The organism is Actinocrinis puniceicyclus (genome assembly GCF_018283645.1).
Taxonomy (GTDB): Bacteria; Actinomycetota; Actinomycetes; order Streptomycetales; family Catenulisporaceae; genus Actinocrinis; species Actinocrinis puniceicyclus.
The window spans coordinates 1-13,908 of the sequence record NZ_JAGSXH010000050.1; the positions used below are offsets into that span (position 1 = coordinate 1).

At 72.1% G+C, this 13,908-nt stretch carries 13 protein-coding genes; 6 read left to right on the top strand and 7 right to left on the bottom strand.

Annotated elements, in window-relative coordinates:
• Window positions 1–381: 381 nt before the first annotated feature.
• From KGA66_RS15220 to KGA66_RS15250, 7 genes are all read right to left on the bottom strand, one after another.
• On the bottom strand, window positions 382–1,392 hold the full coding sequence (locus KGA66_RS15220; protein WP_211468772.1) for a hypothetical protein: 1,011 nt from the start codon (window positions 1,390–1,392) through the stop codon (window positions 382–384).
• Between the two features lie 17 nt (window positions 1,393–1,409).
• Entirely contained in the window at window positions 1,410–1,706 is a 297-nt protein-coding gene (locus tag KGA66_RS15225; RefSeq protein ID WP_211468773.1) for a phosphopantetheine-binding protein, read from the bottom strand.
• An 85-nt stretch (window positions 1,707–1,791) separates the two neighbouring features.
• Entirely contained in the window at window positions 1,792–2,718 is a 927-nt protein-coding gene (locus KGA66_RS15230; protein ID WP_211468774.1) for a 3-oxoacyl-[acyl-carrier-protein] synthase III C-terminal domain-containing protein, read from the bottom strand.
• Window positions 2,719–2,736: 18 nt separating this feature from the next.
• Window positions 2,737–4,251: a condensation domain-containing protein gene (locus KGA66_RS15235; RefSeq protein WP_211468775.1), complete on the bottom strand. Its 1,515-nt coding sequence runs from the start codon at window positions 4,249–4,251 to the stop codon at window positions 2,737–2,739.
• 1 nt (window position 4,252) lies between these two features.
• On the bottom strand, window positions 4,253–5,887 hold the full coding sequence (locus KGA66_RS15240; RefSeq protein WP_211468776.1) for a class I adenylate-forming enzyme family protein: 1,635 nt from the start codon (window positions 5,885–5,887) through the stop codon (window positions 4,253–4,255).
• Window positions 5,888–6,004: 117 nt separating this feature from the next.
• Entirely contained in the window at window positions 6,005–7,279 is a 1,275-nt protein-coding gene (locus tag KGA66_RS15245) for a beta-ketoacyl-[acyl-carrier-protein] synthase family protein (RefSeq protein WP_246507899.1), read from the bottom strand.
• Between the two features lie 33 nt (window positions 7,280–7,312).
• A complete protein-coding gene (locus KGA66_RS15250; RefSeq protein WP_438822046.1) occupies window positions 7,313–7,540 on the bottom strand; it encodes an acyl carrier protein in 228 nt (75 codons plus the stop codon).
• A gap of 727 nt (window positions 7,541–8,267) precedes the next feature.
• Here KGA66_RS15250 and KGA66_RS15255 point away from each other — a divergent pair.
• The 6 genes from KGA66_RS15255 (at window position 8,268) to KGA66_RS15280 (ending at window position 13,859) form a co-directional block, all read left to right on the top strand.
• Window positions 8,268–9,275: a methyltransferase domain-containing protein gene (locus tag KGA66_RS15255; RefSeq protein WP_312886924.1), complete on the top strand. Its 1,008-nt coding sequence runs from the start codon at window positions 8,268–8,270 to the stop codon at window positions 9,273–9,275.
• Window positions 9,272–9,619: an acyl carrier protein gene (locus tag KGA66_RS15260; RefSeq protein ID WP_211468778.1), complete on the top strand. Its 348-nt coding sequence runs from the start codon at window positions 9,272–9,274 to the stop codon at window positions 9,617–9,619. The genes KGA66_RS15255 and KGA66_RS15260 overlap by 4 nt, the downstream gene beginning before the upstream one ends.
• Window positions 9,616–10,818 (top strand): glycosyltransferase, encoded by a 1,203-nt coding sequence (locus KGA66_RS15265; RefSeq protein WP_211468779.1) that lies wholly within the window; start codon window positions 9,616–9,618, stop codon window positions 10,816–10,818. Before KGA66_RS15260 ends, KGA66_RS15265 begins: the two co-directional genes overlap by 4 nt.
• A gap of 8 nt (window positions 10,819–10,826) precedes the next feature.
• Complete coding sequence (locus KGA66_RS15270; protein WP_211468780.1) at window positions 10,827–11,591, top strand: ABC transporter permease; 765 nt, start codon at window positions 10,827–10,829, stop codon at window positions 11,589–11,591.
• An 88-nt stretch (window positions 11,592–11,679) separates the two neighbouring features.
• Window positions 11,680–12,702: an ATP-binding cassette domain-containing protein gene (locus KGA66_RS15275; protein WP_211468808.1), complete on the top strand. Its 1,023-nt coding sequence runs from the start codon at window positions 11,680–11,682 to the stop codon at window positions 12,700–12,702.
• 149 nt (window positions 12,703–12,851) lie between these two features.
• Window positions 12,852–13,859, top strand: a complete 1,008-nt coding sequence (locus tag KGA66_RS15280; RefSeq protein WP_211468781.1) for a UDP-glucuronic acid decarboxylase family protein — start codon at window positions 12,852–12,854, stop codon at window positions 13,857–13,859.
• Window positions 13,860–13,908 lie beyond the last annotated feature (49 nt).

Consider the following 13,908-nt stretch of genomic DNA (forward strand, 5'->3'; position numbering starts at 1 on the left):
GGCGCGCCCAACGCTCCAACTGGGCGCGCTCCCCGGCACTCAACACCAACTCGGCCCGCGGCCGTCCGGTTCGTGGCATACGCCCAGCATACACTTAGTAAACGGACTTTAGAAGCAAGACACTAGTGTCCCGCGCCGGAAATCCGTCGCATGACTCTGCTCGACCTGGCTGCGCGCGTCCGGTCATCCGCGCCCGGCTGGCAAGGCGCCGGAACACCCTCGCGGTGCTCAATCAACGCAGTGGGTCGTCTGTGGGTGTTTCGGCAACGCGGCCAGGCGGGATGCGGGGGCCGATTTTCACGGCGGATTTCCGGCGCGGGACACTAGATCCCAGCGCGTGCAAGGCGCTTCGCCCTTCAACGCCTTGGCCTGGCCCTATGGCTAAACGTGGAAGGCGGCCAGCGCGAGCGTCGCGGATTCGGGGTCGTATTCGGCCAGGAGCACGCTTCGCGCCGGCCGCCGCGGCTCGTTGAGCATGCCGGCCAGCTCCCACCACGTTCCGGTGGCCGGGCGGCCGGGATGCGCGTGGTGTATCAGAAATCTGTCGGCCAGGTCGCCGGCGTGCTCCGCGAGACCGGGGCCGAGGATCAGCGCCGTGTCGCTCGGCCCACCGAGGCCCGCGGCGGCCGCTTCGAGCGCGCAGACCGCGGCCTCGTCGGTCTGGACGTCCGCCAGGATCTTCACCTCGCCCAAGCGCGCCGGGTGTCGCGGCCGGCCCGCGGCCGCGGCGGGTAAGGACACTGGCACAGTCGAGTCACCGAGGAGCAGCGCGACTGCGGCGTTCTCGGCCGGCATCGGGGCCGAGCCCGTGTCGTAGGGCAGCGACGCCTGCTCGACGACCAACAGGATCGTGCTGTGCAGCGCGTCGGTTCGGGCGTATTCGCCGGCGAGCCGCAGACCGGTGAACGCCGCCACGGCGCCCTGGTCGCCGATCGCGAGGGCGAGCGGGGAGCCCGGGCACACGTGGCTCAGGTAGATGGCCGTGGAACGACCCGGGGTCAGGTCGGGCACGGCCGAGGCGAGCACGAGCAGATCCACCGCCTCGCCGGGCGGCACGGTCAGGCGCAGCAGTTCCTCGGCCATCTCGCCGTAGCTGTGGCCTCCCGCGGCGAACTTCTCCTCGTCGAGCGAGAGCCCGTCCTGCTTCAACAGATCGCTCAGGTACGTGCGCAGGAGCGCGGTGTGCGCGGCGTCTTCCGCGAGCGCGGCGCGGCCGGGAAAGCCCAGGCGAACCGCCGCGCGAACGCCCCAGTGCGCCGGACCCGCGAGCCGCCCGGCCGGTGCCGGTGCCGGTGCTGGAATCGGAGCTGCGGTCGTTGCCGGAGCCGGACCCGGAGCCGCGGTCGTTGCCGGACCCGGAACCGGAACCGAGCGCGCCAAGGTGCCGGACACCCGTTCGTTCCCCGCTCTCATTCCTCGGTGAGCAGGTTCGCGGCGACGTAACTCGCCAGCGAGCCGATCGTCTCGAAGTCGTCGCGATCCAGTTCCTCGACGCTGATCTCCAGTTCCATGCTCTCCTCCAGCCGCAGCAGCAGTTCCAGGCCGGTGGTCGAGGTCAGTCCGACCGCGTCCAGCAGCGCCGTGTCCGCCGAGGCGCCTTCGATCTCGCGGCCGAGCATCTGCGGAAGCAGCGTGCAGATCGCTTCCGCGATCCGCTCGCGCGATCGCGGATCGCCGGTCAGGGCGGTGGCGCTGATGTCCAACACGGTGGCTCCTTAGCTGCGAAAGTCCTTCGGTTGCGAAGATCCGGCGGCGCGAACCGCGCCCGGAAACGTGATCGTCCCGGGCCCGTCAATGCTCGAAGACCATGGCGGCGAAGGCGGCGCCGAGGCCGGCCCCCGCGGCGGCCATCACATAGCGGTCGCCCGGCTGCAGCAGTCCGCGGTCGGCGGCGGTCCGGTAGTTCACCAGCCCGTCCGCACAGAACAGGTGCCCGATCGAGCCGACGTTGTCCAGCAGCACCCGCTCCAGCGGGAACCCGAGCTTGCGGCACACCCGCTGCCAGGCCACCCGGTTCACGCTGTGCGGAAGGATCAACCGGATCTGCGTCATGTCCAGGCCGCTGCGTTCCACCGCGGTGCGGATCGCCGCGGCCAGGCAGTGCGCGTATTCCCGCTGGAACCGCGCCGCCGTCTCCGGCGAGTCGTCGTCGAACTCGCCCCGCAGCTGCGCGTCGTACGCGAGCAGCCGGTCGTGCTCGCCGTGGGCGCGCACCAGGCAGGCCGCCGCGCCCTCACCGAAGAAGGAGGTTTCCGGCACGAGCTGGGCCTGTCCGGTGAACGCCTTCTCGCCGGCGACCACCAGCCCGAGCGCCTCAGGGTCGGCGTCGGCGGCCAGAAGCCGGCCGACCACGTCCACCGCGAGCAGGCCGGAGGCGCAGGCGTGGTGGCCCACCGCGAAGGTCGCGGCCTGTTCCAGCCCGAATTCGCGGCACAGGTCCCGCAGCGGATTGCGCGGATACGGCACGACCACGGGGAAGGTGCGCGCGTGCACGACGTAGCGCACCCGGTCCTCCCTGCCCTTCAGGCTGCCGAGGTCGGCGACCGCGCCGCGCAGCAGGTCCAGCAGCCCGCCGGGATCACGGCTCACCTCGCCGAGCCCGTGGTAGCGCCGGAAGACGCGCACCTGCATCGCGGTCAGCCCGAAATGCTCGGCCAGATCCTCGATGGGCGTCCGGCCGGACGGGACGTACACGCCGACGGCTTCAAGAGCGGTCATCGCACCCCCAGAGCCCTTTCATACATGGACCGGCCCCGCCGCCGGCTGCCGCGCCGACACCCGCGTCGGCGCCCGCGGGTCGAGCGCCGCCTCCACGGCCGCCGCCTCCATCTCGCGCGCCAGCGCCTCGTTGCCGGCGGGGGACAGGTGCCGGGTGTCCGCGCAGACCATCAGCTCGATGCCGTCGCCAGCGTCGTCGATGTGCAGGAACAGCTGCTCGTACGGGTTGACCTTCTTCTCGACCCAGCGGAAAGTGCTCGCGGCCCGCTCGTCGCCGAGCCGCCGCGCGCTGATCGGTTCGGGGCCGGTCGGCGCGACGCGGCGGTCGTTGAAGAAAGCCCAGTGGGTACACGACCACGGCCGCGCGTCGGGATCCAGCAGGCGCGCCTCCCGCACCAGCCGCTCGATCAGCGCGGTCTCCGCCTTCGGGTCGAAATAGGAATACTTGCGCACCGTCATCGAGAGCTGACGTGCCTGGCGCACCGCGTCGTCGATCGTGCTCTCGGCGACGTCGAGGACGCAAACGCCGCTCTGCACGAGGTTGCCGACCATGTCGGCCAGCCCGGGGCGGAACCGGTTGCTCGCCAGTGGCCTGATGACCGCGGGGTTCAGCAGCCCCAGCCGGCCCAGCGCGGTCGCGTAGAGCGCCATCAGCACCGCCGAGGCGTCGGCCGCGGTGCGTTCGGCGATCGCGGGCAGCGCCAGTTTGAGGGCGCGGGATCGCAGCACTCCGGTCCAGTGCCTGGGCTCGCGCTCGTCGCCGGAGAGCGGGAGTGGCCGCGGCGGCACCGAACGCAGCACCTTCTCCATGAACCGCATCGCCGCGTCGTTCACCCGGCGTCCGGCGGGCGAGTCCTGCCAGCGCGCCAGTTCCAGCTGTTGCAGGCCGATCGGCGGGTCAGTCACGCCCGCGTCGATCTGCCGACTCATCGCCACCATGCCCAGGTTGTCGCTGACGGTATGGCACGAGATGGCGACCACGTGGGTGAGTCGCCCGTCCTGACGCACGACGCCCATCTGAATCGGCCACTGGGATGTGAAGTCGCGCGGCCTGGTGCGGTAGCAGGCTTCGATGCGCGCCGCGACGGCCGCGGCGTCTTCCCGCTGCGCCGCGTCGAAGACGTCGAGCGTGATCTCGCCGTCGCGGTGCAGTTCCTGGACCGGCGAGCCGGGTACGTCGAACCGCAGCCGGGTGCGCAGCGAGGGGAAGCGGGACATCATGTACCTGAGCCGGTCGGCGGTGTCCTGCACCGTGGTGCCCGGCGGCAGCGGGATCACCCCGCCCATGGAGATCCAGCCCTGGCGGACCATGGCCTCCAGGATCTCGCGCTGACCCCACGTCAGCTCCGCGACGCCCTCGCCGTCGCCGGCGAAGTGCACGGGCACGCGCTCGCTCGGCGCGGGCACGGTCGCGGGCCTGATCGACGCGTTGAACGGGGGCACGGTGGCGGACAGCGGGAAATGGCCGATGCGCGGGTCGGCGAAGAGTTCCGGGCGCGACGCGGAAGCGGCAGGCGAGGTCGGTGCGGTCATGTCAGTCAGCCGCCGCTCGTGCCAGGCTGCGCTGGCGCATCAGGAACTTGCGTACCTTTCCGGTGGGGCCGGTGATGAGGTGGTCCTCGCCGACCACCACGACCTCTCGCAGCGTGGCCGCCGCGGCCTCGGTGAGCGCGGCGCGCACCTCGGCGGTCCGGTCGACGCCGGGGTCGGCCCAGTCGTGCAGCGCGAGCAGGACGTCGGTGGTGACCCGGCCGTCCGGGCCTTTCGCCGCCACGACGGTGCAGTCGTGCACGTCCGGGCACGTTCTCAGGATGTTCTCCTCCGATTGGGCGGTGTACAGCCACTGGCCGCCGCCGAGGTCGATCGCGTCCACGGCGCGGTCCACGTGGTAGTAGTAGCCCTCTTCGTCGCGGTAGAGCAGGTCGCCGGTGAGGTAGTAGCCCTGGAACCTGGTGCGGTACCAGCCGGCCGAGTCGTTCCAGTAGCCGGCGGCGACGCTCGGCGACTTGAGCCCGAAGTGCCCCACCTCTCCCGGCGGCACCTCCTTGCCGGTGGCCAGGTCGAGCAGCGCGATCTCGACGAACACGTGCGGCCTGCCGATGCAGCGGCCGTACCGCTCGGTGTCGGGGCGGTGCGTGATGTGGAAGGCGGAGTGGCCCATCTCGGTCGAGCCGAGGCCGTCGACGAACATCGACCCGGGCACGCGGCCGACGCCGCCGCGGCCGACCGTCTGCCGGGAACCGGCCGCGACGAGCCGCCGCACGTGTGCTTCGTGCGCGCAGTCCCCGGTGTTGTACCAGAGCGCCACCGAGTCCACGTCGCGCTCGGTCAGATCGATGCGCGCCAGCGCGGCCCACGTCGCCGCGAAGCCGAACACGCCGGTGGGCTTCCAGCGTTCGATGGTCTCCACGATCGCCGGGCCGTCGGCCTGCTGCGAGAGGAACAGCAACTCGCCCCGGTTGCACATGATGTGGTTGATCGCGGCGATCCCGGCCGCGTGCGGGGCCGGCAGCGTGCACAGCACCCGCTCGGTGCCCTGCGCGCGCGGCGTCTTGAGCCGGATGAGCCGGGTGGCCGCGAACAGGCTCGCGTTCGAGTGCACGACGGCGGTCGGCATGCGCGTCGTGCCCGAGGAGTGCGTGATCGCGATCGGGTCCTGCTGGTGGTGCCGGTACGGCGCGGGCGCCGCGGCCGGCTCGCCGGAGCCGGTCGACGCCGGGTCGATCAGCAGGTCGCGGGCGAGGCCGAGGCTCTCGCCGGCGAGCAGGCCGCGGTGGGCGCCGTCCGCGACCAGGCCGACCGCCCGCAGTCTTCTGATGTACTCGGCGGCCACGTCGCCGGGCAGCGCCGGGTTCATCAGCGCCGGGATCGCGCCCAGCCAGGTCAGCGCCATGAAATGCAGGAAGCAGTCGGCGGCGGCCGAGACGTAGACCGCGACCGGGTCGCGCGGCCCGATGCCCTGGGCGTGCAGCCACGCCGCGCGCGCCGCCACCCGGTCGCGCAGTTCGCCGAGCGTCATCCCGTGGAAGGCCGGCAGGCCGTCGACCGGCGTATCGAAGCCGAGTCCCGGGCCGTCGAGCGGCGCGCCGTGCTCGATGAGCTTGGGCAGGACGTTGCCCGCGCCGAGGTCGGGATCGGCGGCCAGTGCCGCCCGGATGCTCGTACCCATCGGGTCCCTTCTCACAGGGTTCTCATCACAGGGTTCTCATCACAGGGTTCTCATCACAGGGTTCTCATCACACGGTTCTCAATCGCACGGTCTCATCACGCTGCCTCGGCTCATGGCTCAGACCGCGCGCGCCAGCCGGGTGCTCGGCTGGCCGAAGACGAGGCTGACGTTGTGGCCGCCGAAGCCGAAGGAGTTGGATACGGCGTGGCTGAGCCGGGCCGGCCGGGCGAGCTTGCGCACGTGGTCGAGCTCGCAGGCCGGATCGGGGTCGTCGAGGTTCTGCGTCGGCGGCAGCAGGCCCCGGCGCAGCGCCAGCACGGTCACCGCGGCCTCCGCCATCCCGGAGGCGCCGAGCATGTGGCCGGTCACCGCCTTCGTCGCGCTGACCGGCGGCTGGTGGTCGCCGAAGGCGGTGCGGATCGCCAGCGCCTCGGCGGTGTCGCCGAGCTTGGTGCCGGTGCCGTGCGCGTTGAGGTAGCCGACGTCGGCCGGGCCGATCCCGGCGTCCGCCAGCGCCCGGCGCATGCACTCGGCCGCGCCTTCGCCGTCCGGACGCGGCGTGATCGGGTGATAGGCGTCGTTGGTCGCGCCCCACCCGACCACGTCGGCGTAGCCGGCCGCGCCGCGCGCGTCCGCGTGCGCCGCACGTTCGAGCACGAAGACGCCCGCCCCCTCGGCGAGCACGATCCCGTTGCGGCGCCGGTCGAACGGCCGGCTGGCGGAGGCGGGATCCTGCGCCCAGCCGCGGGCCAGGGCACGGGCGTTGGTGAACGTGTCCGCGAGCGTGCGGAACAAGGGCGCCTCGCTGCATCCGCACACCGCCACGTCGGCGAGCCCTGATCGCAGCAGGCGAAGTCCCTCCGCGATCGACTGCCCGCCGGCGGCGCACGCGGTGGCGACGCAGGAGCTGTAGCCGCGGATGCCGTACTTGATCGCGATCCGCGCCGCGCCCATGTTGGGCAGCATGCCGGGCAGCAGGTACGGGCTGACGCCGACCCGGCCGCGCTGCGAGCGCTCGATCGACTGGGCTTCGAGCGTGGGCAGCCCGCCGGTGCTGGAAACCACCACCGCGGTGCGGTACGGGTCGACGTCGCGCCCGATTTCGAGCCCTGCGTCGGCCAGCGCGTCCTCGGCGGCGCGCAGCACCATCACGATGTAACGGTCGACGACCCTGGTCTCCGGTCCCGGCAGCACCGCGGCCGGGTCGATCGGCGGGCCGAAGCCGGCGACCTCGACCGCGCCCTGCAACGGATGCCCGGGCGGCGGCGTGCTCAGGCCGCTGCGCCCGTCGCACATCGCCGCCATCACCTCGGCCGCGCTCGTTCCCACCGTGGTCACCAGGCCCATGCCGGTGATGACCACGCCGTCGCGTCCGGCGTCGCGCTCGCTCAAACCGCCCCTCCCTGACCGAAGAAGGCGGCGGTCTCAGCCGACCGCGCTCGACGCGGCGCCCGCGCCGATCCGCGCCGCCACCGCGGCCCGGAACTCGCCGACGGTCAGCACCGCCATCTGCTCGGCCTCGTCGTCCTCGAACCGGACGCCGAACGCGTCCTCGACCCGGACCAGAAGTTCGGCCAGCGCCAGCGACTCCAGGTCGGCGCCGGCCGGTCCGAGCAGGGTCGCGTCGTCGATGCCCGTGGTGTCGTAGTTCATCTCGCGCAGGGACCGCAGAATCACCTCGCGGATCTGCTCGTCCGTGCTGCTCTCGGCCGCTGCCGGCGCGTCGTCGGTCATGGGAACGGGTTCCCTTCAGAACGTGGGACGTGGAGTCGATGACGGTGCGGCGGGCGCGGACCGTGCTGAATCTCCAGCGGCGTACGTGCACGGATCCAATCGGTCCCCCCTCCCTGAGCGGACTGCGGCGCGGCGGCGACCGTGACCGCGGGCGGCCGTTACGCCGATACCCGCGCCCGATACCTTGCGCAGCCGCACTCTCGGCTCCGGGGCAGGGTTTTTCAATACCCGGGAAAGATCCGTGATTTCAACCGCAGGTCACGTGCAGGACGGTGATTTCCGCATCGTGAAACTTTCACACAATTGACGTGAGAGCGCTCTCGTGAGAGTCTGCGTACCGTCATAAGCACCGCGGCAGATCCCGCACTCCGAGGCTCTAAATGCCCCGGCGTGGACGCGGTGCCGGAATAGCTCTGATTATCCCGCTAAGCCGCAGGCCGCAGCGTTATGGCCCGGAAACTTGGCGTGGGGGGAAACCGCAGGCCGCAGAAGATTTCCGGCGCGGCCGAATTTCCCGCGCCCGCGCGCCGGTCCTTATTTCGCCGAGGTAAGACGGCGCGGCATGGTTTGTTATTCAGCGCACCATGCCGGCTACGGAACTCCGCACGCATTCGCTCGCCGCCCTCTCGCCCGGAGACTTGACGACGTGGAAGCCGACTCGGACGCACGCACCACCACCAGCACGAGTATGAGCACGAAGACCGAGGCCGCGCGGCCTGCCGCCGTGGCCGACTTCGGGCAGCCGCTCAACGACGCGGTCGAGCGTTACTACGACACCACGCTCGATCTCTACGAAGAGCTGTGGGGGGAGCATGTGCACCACGGGTACTGGGACGCGGGCGAGCGTCCCGACGAGGGCGGCGCGGACCGGCACGCGGCCACCGGCCGGCTGGTGCGCGAACTGGTCGCCTACGCCGACGTGCCTGCGGGCGCCGCGGTGCTCGACGTCGGCTGCGGCATCGGCGGCCCGGCCTTGTACCTGGCCGGCGATCTCGGCTGCCGGGTGCACGGGGTCAGCCTCAGTGCCCGGCAAGTGGCCCGCGCCGAGCAGAAGGCCGCGGCGGCCGGCCTTGGCGCGCAGCTGCGCTTCGAGCAGATCGACGCGCTGCAGACCGGCCTGCCGGACGCCTCCTTCGACGTGGTGTGGGCGCTGGAAAGCGTGATGCACATCCCGGACCGGGCGGCCTTCTTCGCCGAGGCGCTGCGTCTGCTGCGTCCGGGCGGTGTCCTGGCGGTCGGTACCTGGGCGGTGCGCGACGGCGAGCTGGATCCCGGTGAGCGCGAACTGGTCGCGCAGGTCCTCAAGCATCAGGTGATGCCGAGCCTGATCTCGCTGGAGGAGCATGCCCGCCTGGCCGAGGCCGCCGGTTTCGCGCAGGTCGACTTCGCGGACTGGAGCGTCAACGTGGCCGACTCCTGGGATCCGCGATTCGCCCGGATCCAGTCGCTGGACGACGGCCGGGCGCTCATGCGCAAACTCGCCCGCGAGCGCGGCGTCGAAGTACTCGGATACTTCTACGCCGGCCCGATCATGCTCAAGGGTTTCGAGACCGGTGTGCTCACGTACGGCGCCCTGCGTGGCGTCAAACCGGCCGCGCATGACGCCCGGAGTGCACCCGGGCAGAGCGGAGCCGGGCAGGTCGGATCCGGGTGACCGCGCGGGATTTCGGCACCACGGCCGCACCCGTCTTCGATCGCGATGACGAGAGCCGGTGCGCAGACATCGCCGCGCTGCTGCGCGAGAGTCTCGGCGAGGACCGCACGTGGCCGGCGGACCTCGGACCGCACACGCGCCTCGACGCCGATCTCGCGCTCGACAGCCTGGAGACCGCCGCCTTCGCCGCGGCGCTGCGGCAACACCACGGCGACGCCGCCGACCTGCTCGCCTACATCGCAGACCTCGACCTTGATGCGCTCATTACCCTGACGATCGCGGACGTGGCCCGGTACGTCGCGGACCGCCTGGCCGCCGGCGGTGACCGGAGCGCACCGCGATGAGCCGGTTCCTGTTCGTCTCGCTCCCGCTGGCCGGCCACGTGAACCCGCTCGCGGCCGTCGCCCGGGAGCTGGAACGCGCCGGGCAGGAGGTCGCCTGGGCCGGTTCCGAGGCGTTCCTGCGGCCGCTGATCGCGCCCGGGCAGCGCGTGTACCCGATCCCGCTGCGCGCGCACCGCGGCGGCGCCGAGCGCGGGCTGGCCTCCACCAAGTCGCGGTGGGAGGGCTACATCGTTCCGCACGCCCGCGTGACCCGCGCGGGAATCCGCGGGGCGATCGCCGACTTCGCGCCCGATGTGCTCGCGGTGGACCAGCACGCTGTGGCGGGTGCGATCGAGGCACACCGCCACGGCCTGCTCTGGGCGACGCTCGCGCCGACCACGATGGAGCTGACCCGGCCGCTGCGCACCTTCCCCAAGGTCGAGGCGTGGATCCTCGACCAGCTGGCCGCGATGTGGAGCGTCGCGGGCATGCCCGGTCTCCCGCCGCACGACCTGCGCTTCTCCCCGCACCTTGTGATCGCGTTCACCGGCGCCGCCCTTGTGGGAGAGGCGATGGCGCAGCTGCCCGCGAACACGCACCTGGTCGGGCCCGCGCTCACCGGCAGACCCGCCGACCCGGCCTTCCCCCGGCATTGGCTGGACGAGGGCCGCCGGCACGTCCTGGTCACCGTCGGCACCCTGGCCGCCGATATGTCAGGAACCTTCTACCGGCGGGCCGGCGCGGCGCTGCGCCCCCTCGGCGACCGGCTCCAGGCCGTCGTCGTCGCCCCGGACGGCGCCATGCCCGACCCGCCCGAGCACGTCCTCGTGCGGCCGCGGGTGCCGGTGCTGGAGCTGATGCCGCGGCTCGACGCGGTCGTCAGCCACGGCGGGCTGAACACGGTGTGCGAGGCGCTGGCCCACGGCGTACCCCTGGTGATCGCGCCGATCCGCGGCGACCAGCCGATCAACGCGGCCCAGGTGGCCGCGGCGGGCGCGGGAATCAGGATCCGCTTCGACGGCGCGCGGCCCGAGTCGCTGCGTGACCCGCTGCTGACAGTGCTCGAAGATCCGTCCTACCGGTCCGCGGCCGCGCGCGTGGCGCGGTCCCTGTGCGAAGCCGGGGGCGCGGCCGCCGCGGCGCGTCACCTGGGCGCACTGGCCGAGCGCGGCGCCGGATCGCCGGTCCTCGCCGGCGGCAACCATTCCGAGAACGAGTGAGGGTTGACGTGAAGACGCTGCGCGACATCTGGCTGATCTTCCAGCGGCACATGCTGCTGATGCTGCGCTCCCCGCTGTGGGTGTTCCTGGGGGTCGCCCAGCCCATCGTCTACCTCGCGCTGTTCGCGCCGCTGCTCAAGCCCGCCCTCGCCTCGCTCGACAGCGGCTCGATGGCCACCGCGTACCGGATCTACGTGCCGGGCATGCTCGTCGCCGTCGCGCTGGGCGGCGGCCTGTACGTCGGTTTCGGGCTGCTCGGCGAGATCGCCTCCGGGGTGGTCGAACGCGCCCGGGTCACCCCGGTCAGCCGGTACGCCCTGGTGCTCGGCCGCTCGCTGCGGGACGTGGTCGCGGTGCTGGTGCAATCCGCGATCATCACCCTGCTGTCGCTGCCGCTCGGCCTGTTCGTGCGCATCGGGGACCTGCTGCTCGCCTACGCGCTGCTCGCGCTGATCTCGCTGACCAGTTCGGCCATCTCGTACGGGATCGCGATCCGGGTCAGCAACCCGAACGTGCTCGGCCAGGTGATCAACAACGTCGCGCAGCCGCTGATGCTGCTGTCCGGCACGCTGCTGCCGATCGCGCTGGCCCCGCTGTGGCTGCGCCGGGTGGCGGACTGGAACCCGTACAGCTGGGCCGTCAGCGGGATGCGCGCGCTGTTCGCCGGGCACTCCGGCGACCCCGCGGTATGGCGCAGCCTTGTGATCATGGGTGGCCTGGTAGTGGTGTCCCTGGCCTGGTCGGCGCGCCTTTTCGCGCGCTCGGTGCGGTAGTGGCGAGGCGGAAGAAGTGGAGCTGAGCATGAACGAGGCCGTGATCCAGGCCGAAGGACGGGCCGCGGGCCGAGCCGAGGGGCGGGCCATGATCGAAGCCAGAGGGCTGCGAAAGTCCTTCCAGACCCGCAAGCGCGGCAAGACCACCGCGGTCGACGCGGTCGTCGGCATCGACCTGCGCGTCGAGGCGGGGGAGATCTTCGGTTTCCTCGGGCCCAACGGCGCGGGCAAGACCACCACGCTGCGGATGTTCGCGACCCTGCTGCCGCCGGACGGCGGCGAGGCCGTGATCGCGGGTGCGGACCTGCTGCGCAAGCCGGCCGAGGTGCGCCGCGCCATCGGCTACATCGCGCAGGGCGGCGGCACCTGGGACGACGTGACCGCGCGTCAGGAACTGGTGCTCCAGGCCCGGATGCACGGCATCGGCAAGGCCGAGGCGCAGCGCCGGGCCGCGCAGTCGCTGGAGGCGTTCGAGCTGGCCGACTACGGCGACCGCAACTGCAAGACCTACTCCGGCGGGCAGCGGCGGCGCGTGGACATCGCGCTCGGCGTCGTCCACCGGCCGAAGGTGGTCTTCCTCGACGAGCCGACGACGGGGCTCGACCCGCAGAGCCGGGCGCACATGTGGGACATGGTGCGCAAGCTGCGCGAGGAGGGCATGACGGTCTTCCTCACCACGCACTACCTGGACGAGGCCGACGCGCTGTGCGACCGGATCGCGATCATCGACGCGGGCCGGATCGTCGCCGAGGGCACCCCGGCCGCCCTGAAGCGGGAGATCTCCGGGGACGTGGTCACCGTCCGCGTCGCCGCGGCCGACGCGGAGCAGGTCGGTGCGGCCCAGAGCACTGCCGCTCAGAGCACTGCCGCGCAGGTCACCACGGCGCAGAAGGCCGCGGATCTGCTTGCCGCGGAGCCTTACGCGCGCTCGGCGGAGGCCCGCGACAACGGCGAGCTGCGGCTGGCCGTGGACGTGGGCGAGTCGGCGATCCCGAGGATCATGCGGACGCTGGAAAGCGCGGGCATCGAGCTCTCCACGATCGAACTGCACCGTCCGACGCTTGACGACGTCTTCTTCGCCAAGACCGGACGCTCCCTGCGCGAGTCCTGAGCGCGCGTCCAGCGCACTTCCCGGTCGGGTCAGGTCAGGTCAGGCCGGCCGAGGTCGGGCCGGGTCGGGTCGGGTCATTGTTCGAGTACGAGCGTACGGTGCGCGGTTCCGGCGCGGTCCCGGCGGCCGCGCCGAGGGAGGGTGGGTTGATGCGCGGCGCCGAGACGGAACCCCGGCCTGTCCCCGCGGCCGGCCGACCGGAACGCGGCCTGCACCGGGCCGTGGTCACCGGGGGCGCGGGCTTCGTCGGCTCGCACCTGTGCGACCGGCTGCGGGATCAGGGAGCCGAGGTCGTATGCGTGGACAACCTGCTGACAGGGCGCGCGGTCAACCTCGCCGGGCTGCGCGACGACCCTCGGTTCACGCTGCTGCGGCATGACGTGTGCGAGCCCTTCGACGTGGACGGGCCGGTGGACCTCGTGGCGCACCTGGCCTCCCCGGCCTCGCCGCGCGACTACGCCCGGTACCCGATCGAAACGCTCAAGACGGGTGCGATCGGCACGCTCAACGCCCTGGAGCTGGCGCGGCGCAAGGGCGCGCGGTTCGTGCTCGCCTCCACCTCGGAGGTGTACGGCGACCCGCTGGTGCATCCGCAGACCGAGTCGTACTGGGGCAATGTGAACCCGATCGGGCCGCGCAGCCAGTACGACGAGGCGAAACGCTACGCGGAGGCGCTGACCACGGCGTATCGCACGAAGCTGGGCGCCGACACGGTGATCGTGCGGATCTTCAACACCTACGGTCCGCGGATGCGGCCGGGGGACGGGCGCGCGGTCCCGAACTTCATCGCGCAGGCCCGGGCCGGCCGCCCGCTGACCGTGGCCGGGGACGGCACGCAGACCAGGTCCCTGTGTTATGTCGACGACACCGTCGCCGGGATCCTGGCCGCGGCCCGCGGCGCGCACCCGGGGCCGATCAATCTGGGCAATCCGGCGGAGCTCACCATCCTCGCCCTCGCGCAGTACATCAGGGACCTGTGCTCATCGCGCTCGCCGATCTCGTTCGTCGAGCGGCCCGCGGACGATCCGTGCGTGCGGATGCCGGACATCGCGCTGGCCCGCACGGCGCTGGGATGGCGGCCGAGCATGGAGCTGGAGAAGGGTTTGAAGACCACCATCGACTGGTTCGCCGCGCACGAGGAGCTGACAGAGCACTGACCCGGCGGGGTGCGGGCACGGCGGGGCACGGCCGTGGTCCCGGGCCGGT